The sequence below is a fragment of the Acidicapsa borealis genome, assembly GCF_059115245.1.
The window spans coordinates 1,002,413-1,024,150 of the sequence record NZ_JCACNY010000001.1; the positions used below are offsets into that span (position 1 = coordinate 1,002,413).

Consider the following 21,738-nt stretch of genomic DNA (forward strand, 5'->3'; position numbering starts at 1 on the left):
ATGTGCCAGGTCTATGACAGAGCCACTTATCGAGAAGATCCATTTTCTGGAGCTTATCGAACTCGCAAGAGCCCGCTTTGACACCAACCTTCTTGAGGTCGAAGGGCAGGTCATGCAGCATTCCGTGAGATCGGTTGATTTTGAACCGCAAACTGACTCAGATCCAAAACCGAACATCCGGCCTGCATTTCTCCGTTGGCTTGCTACCGACCCCGAAGCGGCTCGCCTCATCGACCCCAAGGGAATCCGCGTACTATCAGCAACATTCCCAGGCAGGCTCGATCTACACGGATGTCACATAACGCACCTGTTGAAGTTCATCCAATGCCACTTTAAGGAGGATATCTGTTTCGCAACAGCAGATATACCCGCGCTTTATCTGGTCGGTGGTGAGATTTCGAGAGGCATCCTGGCTGATGGGGTTAGTGTGCGTGGCCCACTCTTTATAAAGAACCTGAAGTCCAGCGGTGCAATCAGACTGATCGGCGCAAGGATCGATAGAAACCTCGATTGCAGCGGCACTAGCCTCGACGTAGCAGATCCCGCACTAATACTCGACGGAGCCAGAATTCTTGGCAGCGTCTTTCTCCACGAGGGTTTCAAATCCTCGGGGGAGATTCGGATGCTGAACGCAAGAATAGGAGGCGATTTTGGTTGCAACGGAGCTGAATTGACGCCAGTGGGTAATGCGCTCTCGCTCGACAAAGTGATCATCGAGGGGGGCATGTCCCTCAGCGACGGCTTTCAGTCGTCGGGCTCAATTAGACTCCCAGGCAGCCAGATTTTCGGCGATCTCGATTGCGGCGGTGCCCACCTCACTGCGGCCGGGATTGCACTTAATTTGGCAACAGCGGACATTCGAGGGCATTTATATCTTCGTAGCGATCTTCGTCATGACACACGGCGGGACTTTGAGTCCTCGGGGCAAATCTGCCTGCACAGTGCGCGTATTGGCAACAGCGTTGACTGTAGTGGCGCTACGTTGACAGAAGCCGTCACTGCGATATCGCTGGAGGAAGCAACGGTCGTTGGGTCGGTTGCTCTTTGTGATGGATTTAATTCCTTCGGCAGGGTTGAGCTACAAGGTGCCCATGTAAGCGGCAACCTCGCTTGTGATGGTGCAACGCTGCGAGCTCTCTATTGCGCGAACATGAAGCTTGACGGGGATTTGATCTGGACCGACATCCAAAATCCAAAGAAGACCTCGCTTTGGCTCAATGGGGCCAGCATCAAGAATATTCGCGATGACCGTGAGAGCTGGCCTGATGCGGGAGGTCTCCATCTGGACGGGTTAACATACCGGGAATTGACGCTGCATAATGCGAGGACATTGGATGATCGCAAGAACAATAGCTATGGTCCGGAACATGAAATCAAGGTGGTTGATCGAATCGAATGGCTAACCCTCCAGCCCGGAACTGACAGGACAGAGCCCCAGCCTTGGATGCAACTCGCAGAATTGCTGAAAACGAAAGGTGACAACCCAGGGGCAAAGAGGGTCATTTTTGAGATGAGGCAGCAGAAGGCCGCATCGAGCTGGTTGCTTCCTCGCTGGGGTAAGATCCTTTTCGCGCGCCTCGAAGAGCAGCCGCTTCGGATTCTCCTCCCTATTTTGCTCCTAACATTGTTAGGCTCTTGTGTTTTCAAGTATGCCGAAAGAAAAGGATCTATAGCGCCCACAAACAGGGAAGTCTATATCGCATGGTCTAAAGGCCGGCCATACGATGTTGCTTATCCGCGATTCAATCCAATCATCTACTCCCTCGAGAACGGCCTTCCCCTTGTCAAACTTGGCCAGGACGATAAGTGGGCACCCGATTCGAGCCACCAGTCAACATCCTGGATCGCAAACTATACAGTTCTTTCTTGGTTCCGCTGGTTTTTGATTCTTGCCGGGTGGGCGCAAGCGACTGTCCTCGCCTCAGCCATTGGCAGCCGATTTAAGACCTGAGATTAACTGCCGCAGAGACCTGCAATTGACTGACGGCAAGGGGAGAGGCTCCCTGTGACATCAGATTCTCGTTGGCGGGGTCGGTAACGGTGTAAAGAATCTTGCTGTTAGCCAGAAGTCTATGGCACAGAGTCGCTGTCTTGCTACCTGATTTTGCGTGGGGGACGAAGATGCGGTCGGCTAGTGCGCCTACAAAGCGGTTGCGCTCTTCGGCCAGAGCGGTGGTAATGCGTTTGTGCCTGGGTGCGAATGGAGAAAGGATCAAGAGCCGCCCGGCATCGAAGGCGGGAACCAACTCCGGCATCAAGTGCATTCCGGCGATGGAGCGGGCTGGAACCCATATTACGGGCTGGCGGCCACGGAGCAGGATGCCCAGGCACTCCCATTCCATGACGGAGTGGAAGCCGCCGATGAAAATCTGGCCGTCGTCGCGCATTCGGGTAATCGCATCGAAGGTTTTGAGGATGATGGAGCCGGGGCATTGCGAGGAGCAGAAGAAGCCGATCTTGGGTTGGCCGAGCGGTTGCAGTGGGCCTGCGACCCAGATCTCAGCGGGCACGTCCTTGCCAAGGCCCGCAATCAAGGCCGGTGGGTAAGCTGGACTTCCCAGGTGAATCGTCGCGACCTGCTCGTTGAGGATCATGCCTATTCCTCATCTTCATCTGCTTCGGCCCCCAGGCGGTACTTGATGTCGTAGTTGAGGATAAAGTCGAGTTCAGGCTCCGTGAACCCATAGTGCCGAGCGAGTACGGCATCGACCTCATCGCAAATGCCTTTCGACTTACGTGGGTAAAACTCGTCATATTCGATCCACCCTGTTGCTTGGTAACGAATCCGTCGGCGCACAGCGTTCCGGCGGAGGTCCTCCTCGTGGCGAGTTCCCAGGCGGGTCAGCTCATTCAAAGATGCGGGTGCCAGAGCTGGTAAGTCCACAGGGAACTGAAGAATCAAATCTCTCCCTAGGTGATAGGAGTCAGACAGGCTTAAGAAGTAAAGGTAGAAGGTGCTGGAAATCAAGATTGCTCTTACGGCCTTCGCGTGAGACTCATTGTCTAGTCGCAACTCTTTATAGTCTTCCGATTTCTTCTCGCCGTCGCGCTCATTCGAAAAATATGGCGTTTTCAGCACACTCTTTACGAAGTGTCGAACGATGCGGTGATACAAAATCAGGGAACCATTTGCAGACACAACATGGTGTCCGATAGGCGACCTTCGAGCGAAGATCTTTGATAAGGCGGATAGGTGAATCGGAGAACCTATTTTATTGTGGGAGCTTCCAAGCCCAAGGGTCTTTTGATAGGAGACCGTCTTGAACAGCATGGGTCTCTCTGCGACGAGCCACCTGTAAAGCTTTGACGAGGAAATTGAGGATTGTTTTCCGTCCCCGTTCCGGAGCGATGCGATTGTGTAACTCATCTTTACACCGTCAAATAGTACGGATGGATGTGCATCACCTGACAATGCAAGCAACGCGACATGCGAGGCGCGACCGGTCATGTGACGGTATGACGGAAGCATCCTTTCAGCGGAAATCAAGCTAAGTGGAACGATGAGGCTGCAATACCCATCCCCTTCCAGAAGGCTGATTGACCGTTCCAGTACGAAGGCCCAAAGGTTGGCGGAATCTATTGTTTTATAGTTCTCGATGGCGTACTCAACTTGGGATCGACGGTACTCAACGTATGGCGGATTGCCGATGATTACATCAAATCCGCCTGACAGCATGATCGAGTGAAAGTCGCAAAACCAGTGAAATGGCTTGTGCGATTCCTTCCACTTCTTAATTCCAGATTTCTTGACACCATATTCGCCGGAAAGATGGTCGTTGAGTTCCTCTTCAAGCTCGGAGAATCGACGGCGTAGTTCTGCCTTATCCTCTGCCGTCACGGTTCCATCAAGCTGTGTCTGCTGCTTTCGGAAAAGCTCCACGGCTGAATCAAGCACTGTGGCCTTGTCTTCAATGCGGCTCATGGCATCGCCAAAGTCGAGCTTGGACGATACCGCCTTTTTCACATCGTCGTATCGTGCATAACCAACCAGCGTGTTCCCGGCGCGAATGTTGAAGTCAATGTCGGGCAGCGGTTCGATCTTGTCTTGCGATTCCACCTGGGCAACCAGCTTGAGGAAGAGCCGCAGCTTACAGATTTCGACCGCCTCCTCCATGATGTCAACGCCGAAGAGGTTGTTGACGATGATGGCCTTTAGGATGAAGTAGTCCTGCTTGGGGTGGCGCTTCGATTCTTCAAGAATCTGTTTGAAGTCGCTGAACTTCGCTGGGTGGTGCGGCCCTGCGGATTCCATGTCCTCAATGAAGCCTTGCATTCGAATCAGGCAGGCTTCATATTGAGGCTTGAGGATATTGAGCGCGGCGAATAGAAAGGCGCCGGAGCCGCAGGTGGGATCGAGGACAGAGACCTTCTCGATCGCCTTCCAGACGGCACGAAGCAGTTCCGGCCCTTCGCAGAATTGAATCACGTCTTGCGCAAACTGGCGGATATTCAGATTGAGCGTGACCAGATCGTTTACCTGATGGACTTCACCGGCAGCTAGCTTGGCCTTGATGGCGCGATAGCGCTGATGGCGGTCAATTGCTTCCCTCCAAATCTCGGTGGGTAGGGCAAATTCCTCTGGTGCTTTTCTGTTCCAACCAGTGCGTTGTCCAACGTCGGCAACTCCAGATTCGATCTCTGCGGGCAATGCGAGGCCAGCTCCTTTTTTCATCGCATCGTGAATGTAACGGTCCGGATCATCCCGAAGAAGCCGCCAGACAGAGCCCTCGGGAGCAAAGGCCACGGCGCAGCCTTTGCGTGCTTCGTCCAACAGGAAGGGAATGATCGTGTTCTGGGTGATGTACTCGGTAATATCTTCCTTGGTGTAGTACGCGCCCATCTGCTTCTGGTTAATGTACTTCTCGAAGATGTAGCCGAGCACGTCCGGGTTGATCTCGTTGCCGTTTCGGTTCTCGCGCTCGTCGAGATGCCAGTCGTACTCCTTGAAAAAGCTGAAGAGTTTCTCAAAGGCAGTGTCGGCAATAACGATGGTCTTGCCGTGCAGTTCCTCGATCTGGTGCTTCTGGAAGAGACCGCCGTTTAGATAAGGAATCTCTCCGAGTAATTTGTTCGTGGCGGCGGAACGTTCTGCCTTCTTCCGAGCAAAACCCTGAAAGAAGAGCGGGCAGAGGAAATCTCTGTAATAGGCATTTGGCTTGCGGTCGCGGCTCTCAGCGAGCTTGTTACGCAGGTATTCCTTGTCTCCGTTCAGGAAGCCCTTCTCCTGAATGAAGTAAAGGAACATCAGCCGATTGACCATGACGGAGGCATACCAGCTCTCCATCTGCTTGTCTGGAATGCCCCTGATGAAGCTTAGAAAGCTGGAGTGCTCGGTCTTGAATCGCTCGTAAAACTTCTTGGTGACTTTTTCTACATCGAAGGCTTTCAGTCGCCCGGTGACGTTGGTCAGACTGAGGATTTCCTCCTCATCCAACGTAAAGACCAGGCTGTCCAGCTTCTGGAAGAGCAACTCGCCAGATTGAGCCAGGGAATAATGATATGTGCGAACCGCCGTGGGCTTACCCGGCTCCTTGCGCACCCATTGCCATACCTGCCGGCCTTGTGACTGGTCGGTGAAGACAATCAGGTGCTCGAAGTGATCCTTGGCAATGAGCTTGTCGAGCTTGACTCGAATGGCGTATTCAGGAATGGAGTCTGAGATCAGAACCACCACACCACGCTTCTCGGCGACGGCATGAAAGCGATATTCGGCGCTGTCAATTTGTTTCACGAGATTGGTGGCGAGGTTGTCCCAGCCAAGCTCCTCGATGAACAGCGACTTGAAGTCAAATGCTTTTAGCCATTGCCTGGCGTGTTCGCGGTTAATTGCCATTTCCCTGACTTTCTACAAGCCCAAGTGAGCAAATAATCTGCGCTACTGTTTCCTGATCCTCGTCGCCTTCAACGATGCTGAGCCGTCCGGTCTCCCGCAGACCCGTGGCAAGCTCGGCCAAAGTTTGGTCTGTGCAGTCAGTCTTCATGTGCCGGTTCAAAATGTCTGCTGCAACGGAACGGAGCGGGTACTTATATACATCTTCAAGCGTTCGCTGCAATAGAAGAGTGTCAAAGAGGGTACCCTTCACTTCCTGGGTGTAGCGCTTGAGCCGCTCATAGGAGCGGTAACGCGCGCCCGTGGCGCTGCCCAGACCACCGCCGACAATCTTCTCTTCTGCGGCAAGCTCCTTGACTGCGGCCTCGACCAGCTCGTGATGGTTCGGAAGCCGAGTCGCAGCCACCGTTGTTGGAAGGCATTCCGCAGCTTTGAGAATCTTAAAGGGTGAATCGGTGACACGCTTCCCAAAAGAATCTACCCAAGCCAGGGAGTCGGTTCCGCTGGCATTTTTCAAATAGACCAAGGCTCCCTGGGTTGATGGCTCAGCGTGATCGTGTTGCTTGGCCGTGTAGACTACGTTCGGCATATCCTCGATGGTCTTTTTGAGCGCGGGGTTCGTGGTGATCGCATCTTGCCAGATTTGATAGGCGTAAGAGACGAGGTCAACCTCGGAGTCCTCCTCGCCGTCGAGAAGTCCGGCCTTTTCGTTGTAGAGATCGGCAACAATCTTATTGTGTTTGTCGTCATCGAAAAAGGATTCATCGGTGCCAACCACTTCAGAGTTGGCGTGGAGCCGCGCCCGCACTTTGGCACGAAGATTGATGATGGTTTCGATACCGTCTGCTGGCAGGAAACTGTAGCAGAGGATCTTGTCGGATTTCTGGCCGATTCGATCCACGCGGCCCGCCCGTTGGATGAGCCGAATGATCGTCCACGGCAGGTCATAGTTGACGATGATGAAAGCGTCCTGGAGGTTCTGTCCTTCACTCAAGACATCGGTGGCAACGAGGATGCGCAGGTCCTGCTCCGGCGCAATGGTCTTCTTATTGCTTTGCGGGCTGAACCTATAGACAAGATCTGTGACGTTCTCAGAATCTCCCGTCGCTGCTGCAACCCGCTTGATGCCGGCAGCCGCTAGCTGGTGACTCAGATAGTTGACCGAGTCGCTGAACTGACTGAAGACCAGTACCTTCTCTGTCTTGTGCTTCTGGCTCGCCAACGTGATGAGAGCCTGGAGCTTTGAATCTTTTTTAGGATTCCAGATGGCGCAACGGTCAAATATTTGCATTAGCGCATTGGCATCCGCCAGAAGATCGCTACAGAGTTGTGGCCGGAAGAACCCTGGACGAATCCAGTCAAATCGAGTTCGGAAACGTCCCGCATAAAGCGCGTACACCTCGGCGGCTCGGGCGCGGAATGTGCTGACTGTGCGCAGATGCCCTTGGGGTGCGCTGATTTCGTCGAATGTCTCCGCTGTCGCGGAATCCTCGTCGGACGCGTTGGTATCCAAGAGGCCGGAATCCTGAGTGCCGATGGGAATATCCAAGCCATTTTCGATGGCGTGGATAAAGATGAAGTTGCGGAGGATGTGTCGCTCGACGGAGAGCAAGAAGCTATGGCCGCTGCTCTCCAGACGCTTAAATAGGTTGCTCCGGCAAAAGCCCATGAGCCGAGTGCCAGCGGCAGAGAGGTTTGCAAGAATCGCCTCGTCGCTTTTGGAGGCGGTTATCGGGGGTTTCTGCAAAACAGAATTGCCCAGCCCGTAGCGAGGAAGACTTAGGCCATTGACAATGTTAACGACGGGGGAGGAGTAGAGCTTGGCATACTCATCGTTTGGGTCATTCTCATTGACAATAAAGGGGAGCTTCGTGGGAAGGCGATCAGGGAAGTACGAACGACTCCCATCTTTGAACTCAAGATACTTGCGCCCGTTGTCCAGGTCTGTCTTGGCATAGTTTGCCTTTATGAATCCGCGGGTACGACGAACCATGTAGAGGCGCATAAGATCGCGCCAGTCGTCTGGATATTGGCTCTTTTCAAAAGCGGCGAGCGTGTTGGCCCCGCATTGAAACTTCCCTCTGAACAGCGCCCGGTCTACTTCTTGAAACTTGCGCTCCGGCCCAATCCCAAGCTCCATGTCTGGCGGCACAAACAGACGCAACTGACTGGCAAGATCGAGATAATCCTTGTTGTACGGAGTCGCCGATAGCAAGATGCACTTGCTATCGTTCTTTTGGATGTATTCGGAGATGACCCTGTAGGTCTTGATGTCGCGATTGCGCAAGTTATGGCTCTCGTCCAGAATGATGAGCCGAAAACGGCGAAGATCTGGAAGTTGCTGCAATACCTTGGAGTAAGACAGAACCTTGCACGATGGAAGCCTATAAGTATGGCAATAGTCTTCCCACATCTTGACGAGATTCAGCGGGCAGAGGATGAGCGTTTCGAGAAGCAACTCGTCGGCCAGAACTCTAGCGAGAGCTGTTGCCATGAGGGTCTTGCCGAGGCCGACTACATCAGCGAGCAAGACGCCGCCGCGCTTCTGCACATGGTGGGCGGCAATTTTGACGGCCTTCTCTTGAAACTCAAAAAGCTGATCTCCGAAATCCTTCGGGATACCATAGCGAACGATTCCTTCCCGCGCTTCTTGGGAGAGATGGTAAGCCATTTTCACGTAGATGTGATGCGGCGGGATCGGCTCTGGACGTGCCCAGCTTTGGTCGATGATGTCTGCGATTTCATTGGAAATGTCCAGGCACCACTTGTCGCTCCATCGGTCGTCGAACCACCGGGCCAACTTTTCGCAGGCATCGTGGTCAGTCACATCGACGTTCAACTCGCCCTGTTTCGATAGGCCAGCAAAAGTTAGATTGCTGCTCCCCAAGAAGCCAATAGCCGGGCTCACAGGATCATGCCGGAAGAGCAGATAGAGTTTCGCGTGTAGAGTGTGGCGTAGATGAAGTTTGACAACCACTTTCTTAGCGCGAATCTGTGCGGCAAGTTTCCGAAGTCCAGCCTCGTCAGCATTTGTTGGAGCACCAAGAGTGAGTTGTATGCGGAACTGCTCCGCGAGCGCTTTCTTCAGGCGGATCGCGGTCTGGTTGTCGAGTTCAGCATCTTGCTTGATGATGCCGTACGCACCGGCAATTTCCTGCTGGGGGAGCGTCTGCATTCCTACGAGAAGCCGGCAGCATTCGCCGTCTCCTCCAGCCCAACTCTCAATGTGTTCATCAAGTTGCCGCCAGCCTCGCAGGTTGAAGTATCCGACGCAAAAGTCGGACCGGTGAGACACGGACAGAGTTGTCTTGAGAGTGGGAAGCAATTGCTGGTCGATATTGTCGAAGATTCGTGGCATGGGTTCGGTGTTCAAGTCCTGGTTTTGTCGAGAATATACTGACTGTAACCGATGACGATCGAGGTACTGTCTTACCAGTTCAGCGATGTACTGGGCGACAGCTAAGAGAAAGAAACGATGCATCCAATGATTGCACGTCTATGAGGCGCGAGGCGGGTCCTGCAATCTACGTTTCCGCGAAAGCTGGATCTTCATGCAGAGAAAGCCGATGCAGTGATCGAACATGGACGACAATCGCCTGTAGAGGTCCTGGCGGGCGACCGAGACTTGATGAAACACTTCAGGCGCCCTCGTCTCAAGGAAGCGCAGTGATTTAGAAGGCTTGAACTACAGCAGGGAAGCGGCAGAGGAGACTACCGAATGATTCACCCCGGACTGGAAGCGCTGAAGGGCCACTGGGACAAAGACGAGTACGCTGCTGGCTATCGGGCGCGTCTCACGGCGATCCCTGACTTCGACGGAGCACATCACTGCTGGCGCGTCGGTTGGGAAGACGCCGACACGGAAATGCTGGAGCTGGCCCGTCACAACCAGGCTATCGCAGAGGGCAGGGAAGACGACTACACCGATACTTGGGGCCTGCTCTTTGACGCTGGCGGCGATGCACGGGTGAACGGCATCCTCTTCGCTGAAGAGAGAACGGCCCCTTGGAAAGAGGGCTGGATCGAAACAGACGTTAATCTCGGAATACATGGACTGGAGTAGCAGTGAAGGCAGGCGTACAGAGGGCACTCTATTGTCGGTGCGGGAATGAGAAGATCCTGGCCCTCGGCCTCTGCGCGACTTGCTACACGCTCAAGCGACAGGATGAGGAATACTTCGGCGGACTGCGCGAAGCGGTTTTAGAACGCGATGGCTATTGCTGCCGCGTATGCGGAGCCTCGGGACGCCGGAAGCGGTCGATTGTCGTCCATCATCGTGTACCGGGCAAGTCGCTTCTTCACCTGATGATCTCGCTGTGCCTGCGTTGCCACGCGAAGGTTGGGCGGACCAAATGCGTGCTCTCAGAGATGCCGCCGCTCTTGCTGCTGCTTTGGCGGGAACAGCATCCAGACGGCCATGAACAGGTCATGATCGATTTCACGGTTAGGGAAATGCCTGCTGAGCCTGTGGAGCTCTTTCCTGAAGAAAAACAGGCGGGAGGGACGCTATTTCGCGGCTTTCTTCGCCTTCGCCCAGCGTGCCTTGACGGCGGCTACGATCCTCGCACGTCCCTCGGGGGACATCTTTCGCTTCTTCGTCGCAATCGGAGTTGTGCTCCCCTTCGGTCTGCCAGGCTTGCGCTTCTCGGAGGTCCCGCTCAAGAGGTTCTTGGCTTGTTGGAGACGGGCTATTTCGGTATCAAGTTCTGCGATTATCTGTTTTGTTCCCATCCAGGAAGCTTATCAGCGATCACGCAACGAGGGTTTGCGACGCGAGCTAAACGCCCCTCTTGCTTTGCAGACAGAACCACGGTCGACAATTCTTGACGAGCACAAGTGCCTGTTGTGCTTGTCAATCTCAGAAATCATGTGGGGCCAGCCTGGTCGAAAACTGATTCCGCACTGTAAGCACTTTACAGAAGCTTTCTTATCGGACTTAAGGTGTTTATCTTCAATTGTTTATGAGATTTCGTTGCCGCGCGATGAAGGTTCATTCCCATTCTGCCGTGCTCGAGTGCGTCGGCCTCTCGTAAGCGTGGTTTCTGGGCGTCTATCTGACCTGCCCTCGATGCTGCTCAACCATTCATAGCCAGAGGTTCTCGTACGCAGTAACGAATTCACTGCGACAGGCCTTTAAGCAGACTCGGCTGGACATCAGCTTCTTCAGCATTTTTTGATCCCGACATCCCTACGGGTTCCAATTCGATGCAAGAATCAAATTGCTGCAATTTAGAGCCTTAACTTTGGAGGATCCGATGGGGAAGGGTCTGTGTGGCGGACGGCTCGCATGGCTACTGGTGACATTGGTATGGACCTCGATGCATGCTGAGGATCGCTCCATCATTGCATGGACAGAACTTACTGGCAGCGGAGTGAGCGTCCGAGTCATCGTGGCCGGTACGGAATGTCCAACGGTCAAAATTGATGGCAAGTCACTGGCGCTGAAGGTGCGCGACATTCCAAGCGAGTACTTTCCGGTTACAACATGCCAGGCAGCGACTCCTCATGGTTCGAAGTTTGCACTTGTCGGCGGACAGAGATTAGCGCTTGAACCGCCGGCGGCAAAGCGGATTGTGGTCATTGGCGACACTGGCTGCCGTCTCAAAGGAGCTGAGGTTCAGGACTGCAATGATCCACATAAGTGGCCATTCTCAATAATAGCGAAAAATGCCGCCGCCAAGCATCCGGACTTGGTGATTCACGTTGGTGATTACTACTATCGCGAGACTCCGTGCCCGCCGAGACGGGAGGGCTGTGCGGGAAGTCCGCATGGTGACAGCTGGGAGAGTTGGCGGGTTGATTTTTTTGATCCCGCATCTACCCTACTGGCTGCCGCTCCGTGGATCTTTGCACGCGGCAACCATGAGCAGTGCGGTCGCGGCGCCGATGGCTGGTTCCGCTTCCTTGACGCGGGTACCGCGCCGTTATCGTGTCCGGCAACTGCGGAGCCCTTTTCGGTATTTCTCGGAGCTCTCAGGTTAGAGGTTCTCGACAGTGCCGACGTCGTTGATAAGCAGTTAAGCACCGACCGGCTAGCTTTTTACCAGACGCAGCTTGACAACATCCCGGTGGCGGCGGAACGGAAAGTGGAGGAAACCTGGATCCTCACGCACAAGCCACTCTGGGGCTATGAGTTCACAACCGCTGGCCGAAGCCTGGGGGTACAAAATCCGCTGCCTGACGCTACTGCCGGAATGAGGGACAACCCGAAGAGCCCGCAACTGCCAAACATAAATCTGCTAATCGCCGGGCACATCCATCTATTCGGAACGTTAGATTTTTCAGACAGGCCCATGCAGGCGAAGGGCAAGGACGATGCCCTGCGTCCGGCGCAGTTGATCGTAGGCGACAGCGGTACCGCACTTGACGTTGCCGATGTCCGCAGCGGCGAGCAAATGGTAGACGGCATCATGGCCAAATATTCAGTAAAAGACACTTTTGGCTACTTTGTGATGGATCGAGAGAAGGAAGGATGGATGGGAACCCTCTACAGCATCGACGACGCAGTCCTAGCGAAATGTCAGCAACACGGACGACAAATTGAGTGTGTGCCCTCGCCTTCAAAGTAGCGACTTTCACGGCGTGATTTTGGGGGTCCGGAGAGCAATGGAACAGCCAACCGACTCGAGCCGGATTTCTGGAGAAACGGGCATTATTGAAGTTGCACTTTGTGTTCAGGTAGCCCGTCATAGCAGGAGAAGACTGAATTTTTGTTTAACGAACGGGTTGTCCATACAGATCTTCGCCATATCTATAGCGCCTTCGGACACTACCAAACGAATGGTTCGACAAAATGAACGATTGTTCAAGCCGTCTGTTGGGGACCCTTAGGTCGGTTGGCTGTTCCATTGTTACCCGGATTCCAGGTTCCCGACTTGCCCCGAAAACTGCCGTTGTTCGACTGTCACGAGGGGTAATAATCTATACGTATGAACTTCCGCGCAGAGCAAATCCAAATTGCTTTGCTGATTTTACAAACGGGTTCAAGAACTCGCTGCAGCCGGGCTCGTGATGTAACGCTGTTCGGCCAACTGGCGGATTATACGCCTGGGTTTAAGCGCCTGATGAATAAATGTACGCGATACGAGATGGACGAGCTCTGCGAGTCTTTTACCTACTCTTACCGTTATGCCACAACCTTTCACCAAATTGCCGACGGAATCCAGTTGGCCACAATCAAAGTCCCGAGGTGTTAAGTCTTGTTTCTTAGCGTGCGCAAACATCCCGTTTGGCCGAGCGGTTGCCCTAAGACTTCGGTGGCGGTGCTCCATCATTCGCGTTTGGTTGCGTGCCTTTCTTGTCGGGTTTGCTGTCCTCGCCCAAAGGGGTCACTGTATAGCTACCGCCGACGACAATATCCAAAGCCAGACACTTGCCTCCGAGCTGCTCAAGCGGCGTCACGCTCTTGTAATCGTGTTTGAAACCACTGGGCGTCACCGCGAACTCATAGGTGACGTTGTCCGTAACTTCAGGCCAACCATCTTCGGCTGCACATGGAGAAGGCTTGAGCTGCTTGTCTCTGGGTTCCGCGATTGCAGGTGTGGCACCTGCGGCTTGTATGCTGGCAGCGCCGCTAATCCGCGCCGCCGCTACGGTACTCCATGCGGTCAGTCCCCCACTGCCCACCGTCGCCGCGGCACTTAGCACGTCGGCCAGCGTCTCATCATCCACGGAAGCGCTGCCTTCGCCGAGTGTCCCATCGGGATTCAACTTGGCGTCCACGGTTCCCGTCCCAATCAGCGGTGACCTCGCATTCAGGTAATAGACCCGCGAATAATCCACCGCTGTCCCGATATCGGCGGTGTTCGATACCCTCACCAGAGTCTTATCGTTTTCAGCTGTCTGGATGGCATTGGAGGAGATTTCCTTGATTGGCGTTACCTTGTACGCATCGCGGACCGCACCCCAATCCTTCGCGACCTCGGCCGGGCAAAATTTGCCTGTACTCTCAAGATGATGCTTGCCCTGCGCCTCATTTAAAGCGGTCACAAGAGAGTTCGCATTACGGTCCGGCGCTGGAATCTGGTCATGAAACGCCAGATTGTTCAGCGAAATCGCCTGAGTCACCGGCTTGCCGCCGTCGGCTGTCACAGTTAAGGTCAATGTGGTCTGCGGCTCCAGCCAAACTGTCTCTTTGGTGCAAACACCATAATGGTTGTAGAACGGAATGCCCGGAAGCTCTTTTTTAGCTGCCGCTACCTTGTCAGCTTCACTTGCGTTAGGCGCCAAAGCCGCAGGCAGTGCCGATGGTCCCAATACCATTACTGTTTTACGGCATCCGCACTCCAGCAAACATCCCGTAGCCATCATTCCAACGATTACCCGCCGCAAACACGACTCAGCTCTTGAGCGCATAGCATACTCCTTACATTATGAAGCGTACTTCGCCTGTGAAAAGGGACACCCTCGAATAGAAGTAACTTAGAGAACTGTCCAGCAGCATACCAGATGCAGCTTTTGACTGAGCATGAACTTGACCTGACCCCCTAGATTCGCCAAGTTGGAATACGGTTTGGACGAAGGAAGGGGAAGGTTGATGAGTAACAGCCGGTGTCGCGCTGCACTTGAATCCCGGATTTTCAGCAGAACGGTCACTTTACTGCAGCTAAGTCCCGGAAAACGATGGCCTCACTGCGCATAAATCCCGGACAGAACGAGTCTCGAAAAGGGAGATGTGCAGGGCTTTCCCGCTTTCAGCCCGTTGGACTGCACTTAAAACGCTGACAAACTTCAGGCGTAACTTCGTCCGGGGCTTAAGTATACGAATCCGGGATTTAAGCACAAGGACGATGTAATTAAATCCCGGACAACCATTGATAAATGAAGAGCGCGAATCCGGGCTTTAACTGCAGCGCGATAACGAGCAAGGGCAGCAGCTTGGAGTCGCGCCGCAATTCACGCTTGCAGCCAATGCCGACGAAAACATTTTGCGAGCACTCCATACCGTGACCAAAAGTAGTTTTCACGAATCAATACAGAGAAAGAAGCCGGTCTTCGAACGAGACTCAAGGCCGCCAATAGCCGGTTCAATCGTTCAATCTAACCGATCCGGTAGATCTTCCCGACAAATCAACCCAGATAGATCTCATCATCGAGGATGAACAGTCATCAACCCCTAGTGCTCGCCGAGTTGAAATGGTTGCGGAAACCACTCAGACCGCATGAGCGGCGCGAGCGCAATGCCGACTTCGAGAAAGGGCTTAGGCAGATCCGCCGGATTCGGGAGTATTCCCGCGCTTTTCTGGATTTCCTGAGAACAGCCGCAGGCCGTCTCGACGCATCGATGCATACGCCAATGTGCACTACTTGTTGATTCCGGCGGACCAATGGTTCTGGGTCGAGCCGGAGGAAGGTTTCGCTGCCGTGGATTTTCAGGCGTTCTTGGCAAGATTCGCACAGCACCGACTTGCAATCGACGATCACCGAACTCCTTCGATACGAATGGCTTCCCCAAGAAGGTGTTAACCTCGTCGTACGATATGACGCGGCCACGGTCAATGGGGCGACGATTGAGTCACCCAGCTTCCATCACGTCAGGTGATTGGGCCAGATTGGGCCGACACAGCGCCCTTCACTTTTTTCGGAGGCGGCAGCGGCAAGAAAGCCTCAATTGCTTTCTCATCTTGGAAGTTCGCAGCAAAGGTGCGGTCCTCGAAGGCGTGGAGAAGAATCCTTCGTAGAGACTCCTCGAGGCGGTCGTAGAGATTGATTTCGGACTCCGTGAGTCGAACCGCTTCAGTAAGAAACTGACTGCCATGAAGGAGTCCGGAACGCGTGCGATAGGCCGCGATCAATTCATCTGTTGAAAATGTAATGCCCTCTTTTTCTGCGAGCTTTCTGACGCGGTTTGAGAACTGATAAGTGCTGCCACCTTCGTTCGCATGGACGATCGCTTCGAGGCCGGTGCAGACCAGGGACCACCGATGGTCAGCATAATAGGTGCGAACCGCGTATTCGTGATGCCAGTACGCATTATGGATACGGCGTGGCATAAGCTCACGGGTTGTGATCCACGGCATCAGCGATCTAAGCCGTACTCCATCGGCGGTGCTAAGCCAATCTTGATCGCCCACCTTCGAGCAAAAAACATCTAGTAGTGCGCCCCTCGGCTGGTAGGCGAGGACTTGCTTGACGCTTCCATTCATGATGGAGACGCGAGCAGCGAATCGAATGCCCATCGTAGTGGGATGCACCAATCTCGACATAGCCAGAACGGCCGAAAGCTCTTCTAGGCCGCCGAAGTCTTCAAAGAGACCAGGGCGTGAGCTTCTGCGAACGAATGCGTATGTGTGCCCGTGTTGTCCTTGGATGGGGAGGCCGAGGTTGCGAGGACTGCATGCCTCAGCAATCTGCGTTGCAACGACAGCATCAAGGCGCTCAATCCATATGTTCTGCGCAAGCGGAAATCTTTCTGAAATGGGCGGGTTTTTGCTGTTTGCGGCGCTTTGGGGATGAGAAGCGTGGAAGTGAAGAATTACATCCCACCACTCTTCATTCGGCTCGAGTTGCGGCACATATAGGCACGGTGTTGCCGGAACATCACTCATCAGCAAGATCTTTCATCCGCTGGGCAAGCCGCTCCTGAAACTCTCACTTCGCGATTTCCATCTCTGGGTCTACTCACTCCTGCGCTTCAGCGAGGGAGCTTTGCGAGCAGAAACGCCGTCAGGGAAGCACGACCCAATTGAAGTCGACAGCTGTCTCAAAATTGTGTCCCTGTCCTTTGTCATTCGGCTTGGCCTTGTCGGGGATAAGTGGAGTGAGTTGTGCAACTCTAGTCGTCGCATCATTTTGAAACAATGTCACGATGTTGACGGCCCTCATCCAAACACCGCTTTTTGTGTTGAAGATATTCGACAAGCCACCAGGTTCTCCTGCCGTCCACGCCATACTTCCGTCCAACATCACAGTCAAATTGAATTTATTTTGACTTCCGTCACTAGCAGTTCCGCTGATTGAGACAAAATCCGCCATCGATCCCTCCTTAGTAGAAATCCCTCGTCTGGTTGGTTCTGGCAGCCCACTCGGTCCCAATAACTTACGGCGTGCCTGGCCACGATAAGCGTACAACTATGCTCTAGACTAAGGCGATCAGCAATCGTCGTCACTACCGGATCGTAAGGGTGGTATTAACTTGCGTCAAGCTAATTCGTAACACTAATTTTCCTGGTTGAGTTTCCTCGATCCTCAGTCAGATCCGTAGAGACATTGTCGTTCGCGAGTGCCTTTCGGTGCAGACCGTCAAAGCGTGAAAACATCAGTTAATGGCCTTTGCCTTTTAGGTTTTGGATCATACTTGTGTTCAAAGAAGTGATCCATCGGAGATCTTCATGGTCGTAGACGAGAGCGGGGCCGCCTCGAAGGGTTTAAGACCACAAAATTATTTTCAAGCTCCTACGCTGCTATAGAGCCTAAGACAAAGGTATTTCGCCACTCCCGAACCCCTTCTTCAGAATCAAAGATAAGAATGGCAAGAAAGTTTCTCCCTAATCTACTGCTCCTTCGGAGAGGGGAGACTTCAATTCAAGGAGCACAAAATGTCGCGGTAGGTCGGTCCTCAGGTTTTCTGGTCGAATTCTTATGGCAGGTCGATGAACTGGGTGAAGACGGGGCGAGAAGGATAAGACGCTGGACCGGTTCCGCTTTCGGGCGCGGCAAACTGTTCTCTTTCGCGCACGAGGACGCGGTATTTTCGGAAAAACGCGGAATGCGGCAAGTGAACGTCGACAGTCCACTGCGCAATCGGCAACTCTACCGTCGGTGCACGATACGTAAACATCGGTGTGCCGACAGAGGACGGATTGGAAGACGATGTATCTTGTTCAATTGTGCGCCACCCCAAGTCGATGCCCATTGCATACCAGCGGCTTTGTAAGTCGATGGTTATCGACGAAGTGATGGGTTCGCCGGAAGGTGGAGCGAAGAAACCTGAGAGTGTGATCGTATAGTGGGTGTTCGACCGCTTGCTGACAGAGGCCCAGCGCCCGGGCGCGAGCTGCATGAAGTCGGCAAAGACGACGTTCGATATCCGTGCTTCGAGCAGTGTTGCATGGGTCGAGTCGAATAGTCCGTCTGGCTGCCAGCGTGCGAGAGCAAGACGGAAAAAGGGCATACTCAAGGCGTCTGGCGCGCGAAATGGGATGTCCGCAAACCATAGACGCCGCTCTGGAGCATGCGTCACAGCAAAGATGTTCACCTCTGCCAGGCCACCCTCGGCTAGCAGGGCGACGGTGCCGTTGGTGGTGTCGCCGGAGTCGCCGATTTGTGTGGCTTCAATGACGCTCGTTGGTAGACCGGCTGAGTTGCGGATTGGATCGGCAGCCCAACGCGAAACCATTGGCTGGTCCTCGGCTGCTGTGGGGTTCTGGGTTGTCGCCAGGACGGCGCAAACACATTCCCGGTTGCCGCTCAGACCGAAGGGCGGATTGAAGTAGGCCCTGACTCCGGCGACACGCTGAAGAACTGGGTTGCCGCGCTCCTTCGAGTGTGCCCAAGTGAAGGTTGGAAGAATGTAGGCGATCGATACAGCGGATGGGCGTACCGAGCTCTTCACGGTGACGGGGAACTTCGTCTTGTTCTTGATGCTGAATCTCGCGTCGGCTTCATGGCTCGGGTAGTATTCGCGAAACCTCGTCGAAGCCTCGAGAGTGTAGGTGACATCGTGAGCACGGGTGTCGCGAAACTTATGCACCAGACTTGTGAGCGCCCGGGGGTAGACGCGGGCTGGAGTGGATGGGTCTGGGTCTGGCGCATTCGCACCCGCCGGCGTGGTTGCCGGAGTCAGATCGAAGGCTGCTTCGCTGTAGGTTTGATACACCGGTGCGGGGTTCTTCGGGTCGTCGACCATATCGGTATACGTTGCGTGGCAGGTGACCTTGCCGGTACTGAGCCAATGGGCGAATATATCGCCCGAAACCTGGCCGGCGGTTTCACCTCCGTTGCGGACGATGGCGAAGTTCGTGCCGAGATAAGGCTCGGCTTCCGGTGTCGGCACCGCATGGACGAGCGTCATGGTGGCGGGCGGCGTCACCGGAGGCAGCGTGCCGTCTACGTATGCGTTCGACGTCGTTGAGCTGAGAAACGAATACGACTCGCCCGCCGGCAGGACCGGCGTGTTCGCGTAGTACACTGCGCGGTGGTAGGCGGCTACGTCTGTGGCGATGGGGCGAGGGGGTGAAGATCGATCCCCCGGCACTGCCGCCGACGAAATGTTGAGGATCACTGTAGCCGAAGGTGGCAGTGTCACCGTAACGGTAGGCGCCTGATCCAGCAGATTGTTCCGGTTCAAAGGCAGTGATGATGCTTCAATCTTCACGGGAGCGTGGCTTTCAGAGGCAACGAGCTGGATTCGCGCGGGAAGAAGTTCAGGCCAGATGTTGCCAGGATTGATCTCGAGCCAAATAGCCTCCTTTCCCTGTTCGGTTTTGAGCAGCGTTCCAAGCGGAGGTCTGTCGGATAAGAGCCATGCTTCGACGCGGATGTAGTTCGCCAGCGGGTCGGGATAGTACCGGCTCGAGACTCTGCCCGTCGAGTCCATTGTGATGAAGATTGGATCGGAGAACTCCGAGTTCTTTGCCTTCGGATCCGGCTTGGGACCTTTATACCACTGCTGGCTCAGTGCGAGCCTCGTGGACGGAAATGCGCCTTTTTTGGTGAGTGCCCGGTTGCCGAACGCCGTGGGCGGCAGGTCGTCGTTCCGCAGAATGCCGTGCAGTTCGGCGAACCGTAAGGACTCGCGCGGGGGAACGAGGATGCGGTCCTGCGCGCTATCGTCCGCACCCTTGCGCACGACAATGCGATTAATATGTTCGCTTGGCCGAATTTGCAGGTCGAGCGGCCGGGTCAAGAGGATTTGTGGTCCGCGGATGGGTTCCTGGCGGGCGAAGGTGACCTGCAACTTTGGCGTGGTTCCATCCAGAAGTTTGATCTCCCCCTGCACAAACGGACGGCTGTTTCCTGCCAGGTCCACCACTCGACACCGGAAGGCGTATTTGCTGTTGAAACGCAGTGGCGCGAGCGAGTGTTCGCGAGGGTCATTGTACGTGGCGTACACATAGAGCCGATGTTCGCTGTTGGGAGCCAGCGTAGGAGTGTATGGCGTGGGCTCGGGCGCCGGCCTGGGTGCCAGCACGAGTGAGCCGCCGGACCAATTGAAGATGGTTTGGTGGACGTGAAGTTGTTGGGTCGGGCTTGTGGCATCTGGATCGGATGTGTCGGTGGATGTTGCTCCGAGACTCACGAAGCCCTCGTCTGCGGATAACTCCGCCAGGCTCCTTGGGTTCCATGAAATCTGCTGCGCGGATGGAATGCCCAAAAGGTATTGCTTTGTCGTCCGCTCGCACAACGAGTACCAGACGCCTTTATAAAGTACGTCGACTCGGAAACCCAGGACAAGCTGTTCCGCAAAAAGATTCTGCGGCGCGTTCGTCGGTGCATTCGTCGTGATTGCGTTCGCGCCGGTCTGAAGAGTCGGCAGCCGGTCTTCCTGCTGCAGTGCAATGCCGCAGGTCCGTGCCGTAGCGATCGGAGGAACGCTGGTCGGGTCCGGCGATCCAGCCTGCAGAGCCGTCAGCCGCGTTTTGGCGTCATTAGCGTCCTGCACATCAAGCGCCGCCGGAGAAGCGTCGGAATACTCCGCGGCGCGGCCATCGGAGTTACTCGATTGCATGAACTTAGCGGCCGTACCGTCAGTATCTTCCGTAATAAGAATAAACTTCGGCTCCTGCGCCGAACTAGGGTTGAGTGCGAGCATGCCTTCGTCAATGTAGGTCGTGTCCTGCGGAACCAGGAAGAAGGACGTTGCTTTGAGCCTGACATTCGTTGTGTTCGACACCGGTTGCACCAGCGCAACGGGAAGTTCGTTGCAGGTGAACGTTGCACTCAGCGTAAAGTCGCCGTCCCCGATGCCCGCGCGCGGTATAACGATGTCGAAAATAAATCCGAGTGGACGCAGCAGGGCAGGATAGCTCTGAAGGAGTCCTAAGGTCTGGTGAAAATCAGGAACATCTAGCGAATCCTGCGCAATCATCTTCGGCTTTCGGCGCTGAAACAGCAGGGTCTCCATGTATTGCTGCATTGTGTCGAAGTCCGTCTCCGACGGAACACTTGCAGCGGCATAGGCCGCCGTTGTTTGGGTGATGACATCGGGCAGCGCCACACCGGCGTTGTTGGTCGCGCAAACGGCCATCAGGGCAAGTAACGAGCAACCACGCAGGGTCTCATTCTCATCCGTTTCCAGCATTTTGCGTGCGCTCGCCAGGCGCGAGAGCCATGCCTGGTGTTCCGCATCCGCCGCCGTAAGCGTCCCGATGAGATCGCTGGCTATCTTCACTGCCGCCAACTCGGCTGAGATCTTCGGAGACAACTGCGGGAAAAGGTAGATGACGGGCGCCGCCGTCGCCGCCATGGAAAGCTGAGCAGACACCGCCTGTTGCATCAGGTTCGCTTTACGCAGTAGGTGAGCGTTGGCGTGGTGGAACCGGTGACGGCTGTGCCGATCGCCAACCTTGACGATGTTGTGAGTGGCGAGCCAGGTCGAGGGGTCCGTAATGGCTTTCTTGCCGGTGCGTGGGCTAACGGTCCGGCCCGTCCCAAAGATGGCGTTCCAGTACCGTCGAATGTTCTGGGTCGTCTCGACGGCGGTCTCGAAGGAGGCGTTGGCTGTGTGCCCATTGCTGGTAACGGTCCACTTCAAATGGGGCACGCACTCCGGCCAGTGGCTGAAGTTCGCCGCGTCGAGTATGCTGGCACTCTGCAGCGACGGCGTCACGACAATACTCGCGCGGAGATCGCCGGAATTGTAGCCCCCATCGGCAGGCCCATTCGCAACAACTCCATTGGGGAGCACGGTGATCGAAAGCAGATCGGGCGTAGCGTTGGCTGGATTGTTCTGCATAGGTCGCGTCACT

10 protein-coding genes are annotated in these 21,738 nt (G+C 54.8%); 3 read left to right on the forward strand and 7 right to left on the reverse strand.

Features of this window, described 5'->3' with window-relative positions; genetic code table 11:
- Window positions 1–13: 13 nt before the first annotated feature.
- On the forward strand, window positions 14–1,951 hold the full coding sequence (locus AC5S27_RS04200; protein ID WP_493933318.1) for a hypothetical protein: 1,938 nt from the start codon (window positions 14–16) through the stop codon (window positions 1,949–1,951).
- On the opposite strand, the gene AC5S27_RS04205 is transcribed toward AC5S27_RS04200, so the two are convergent.
- From AC5S27_RS04205 to AC5S27_RS04215, 3 genes are read right to left on the reverse strand one after another with little or no spacing between them, the layout of a single operon-like run.
- Entirely contained in the window at window positions 1,941–2,594 is a 654-nt protein-coding gene (locus AC5S27_RS04205; RefSeq protein ID WP_493933319.1) for a hypothetical protein, read from the reverse strand. The two genes, AC5S27_RS04200 and AC5S27_RS04205, sit on opposite strands and share 11 nt — an antisense overlap.
- Before the next feature lie 2 nt (window positions 2,595–2,596).
- Complete coding sequence (locus AC5S27_RS04210) at window positions 2,597–5,833, reverse strand: Eco57I restriction-modification methylase domain-containing protein (RefSeq protein ID WP_493933320.1); 3,237 nt, start codon at window positions 5,831–5,833, stop codon at window positions 2,597–2,599.
- Entirely contained in the window at window positions 5,823–9,188 is a 3,366-nt protein-coding gene (locus tag AC5S27_RS04215; protein WP_493933321.1) for a helicase-related protein, read from the reverse strand. Before AC5S27_RS04215 ends, AC5S27_RS04210 begins: the two co-directional genes overlap by 11 nt.
- 360 nt (window positions 9,189–9,548) lie before the next feature.
- Here AC5S27_RS04215 and AC5S27_RS04220 point away from each other — a divergent pair, with 360 nt between their 5' ends.
- Window positions 9,549–9,893, forward strand: coding sequence for a hypothetical protein (locus AC5S27_RS04220; RefSeq protein ID WP_493933322.1), 345 nt, complete (start codon window positions 9,549–9,551; stop codon window positions 9,891–9,893).
- 1,327 nt (window positions 9,894–11,220) lie between these two features.
- Window positions 11,221–12,399 carry a metallophosphoesterase family protein gene (locus tag AC5S27_RS04225; protein WP_493933323.1) on the forward strand — a complete coding sequence of 393 codons (1,179 nt, stop codon included), beginning with the start codon at window positions 11,221–11,223 and terminating at the stop codon, window positions 12,397–12,399.
- A gap of 676 nt (window positions 12,400–13,075) precedes the next feature.
- On the opposite strand, the gene AC5S27_RS04230 is transcribed toward AC5S27_RS04225, so the two are convergent.
- The 4 genes from AC5S27_RS04230 to AC5S27_RS04245 form a co-directional block, all read right to left on the reverse strand.
- Window positions 13,076–14,092: a hypothetical protein gene (locus AC5S27_RS04230; RefSeq protein ID WP_493933324.1), complete on the reverse strand. Its 1,017-nt coding sequence runs from the start codon at window positions 14,090–14,092 to the stop codon at window positions 13,076–13,078.
- Window positions 14,093–15,363: 1,271 nt separating this feature from the next.
- Complete coding sequence (locus AC5S27_RS04235) at window positions 15,364–16,377, reverse strand: hypothetical protein (protein WP_493933325.1); 1,014 nt, start codon at window positions 16,375–16,377, stop codon at window positions 15,364–15,366.
- 118 nt (window positions 16,378–16,495) lie between these two features.
- Window positions 16,496–16,804, reverse strand: a complete 309-nt coding sequence (locus AC5S27_RS04240; protein ID WP_493933326.1) for a hypothetical protein — start codon at window positions 16,802–16,804, stop codon at window positions 16,496–16,498.
- A 604-nt stretch (window positions 16,805–17,408) separates the two neighbouring features.
- Complete coding sequence (locus AC5S27_RS04245) at window positions 17,409–21,725, reverse strand: hypothetical protein (RefSeq protein WP_493933327.1); 4,317 nt, start codon at window positions 21,723–21,725, stop codon at window positions 17,409–17,411.
- Window positions 21,726–21,738: the final 13 nt, after the last annotated feature.

Coding starts and splice junctions, on each gene's coding strand:
- AC5S27_RS04210 (WP_493933320.1), bottom strand. CDS start 5,833: ATGGCAATTAACCGCGAACACGCCAGGCAATGGCTAAAAGCATTTGAC.
- AC5S27_RS04200 (WP_493933318.1), top strand. CDS start 14: ATGACAGAGCCACTTATCGAGAAGATCCATTTTCTGGAGCTTATCGAA.
- AC5S27_RS04235 (WP_493933325.1), bottom strand. CDS start 16,377: ATGAGTGATGTTCCGGCAACACCGTGCCTATATGTGCCGCAACTCGAG.
- AC5S27_RS04215 (WP_493933321.1), bottom strand. CDS start 9,188: ATGCCACGAATCTTCGACAATATCGACCAGCAATTGCTTCCCACTCTC.
- AC5S27_RS04220 (WP_493933322.1), top strand. CDS start 9,549: ATGATTCACCCCGGACTGGAAGCGCTGAAGGGCCACTGGGACAAAGAC.
- AC5S27_RS04245 (WP_493933327.1), bottom strand. CDS start 21,725: ATGCAGAACAATCCAGCCAACGCTACGCCCGATCTGCTTTCGATCACC.
- AC5S27_RS04230 (WP_493933324.1), bottom strand. CDS start 14,092: ATGGTATTGGGACCATCGGCACTGCCTGCGGCTTTGGCGCCTAACGCA.
- AC5S27_RS04240 (WP_493933326.1), bottom strand. CDS start 16,804: ATGGCGGATTTTGTCTCAATCAGCGGAACTGCTAGTGACGGAAGTCAA.
- AC5S27_RS04205 (WP_493933319.1), bottom strand. CDS start 2,594: ATGATCCTCAACGAGCAGGTCGCGACGATTCACCTGGGAAGTCCAGCT.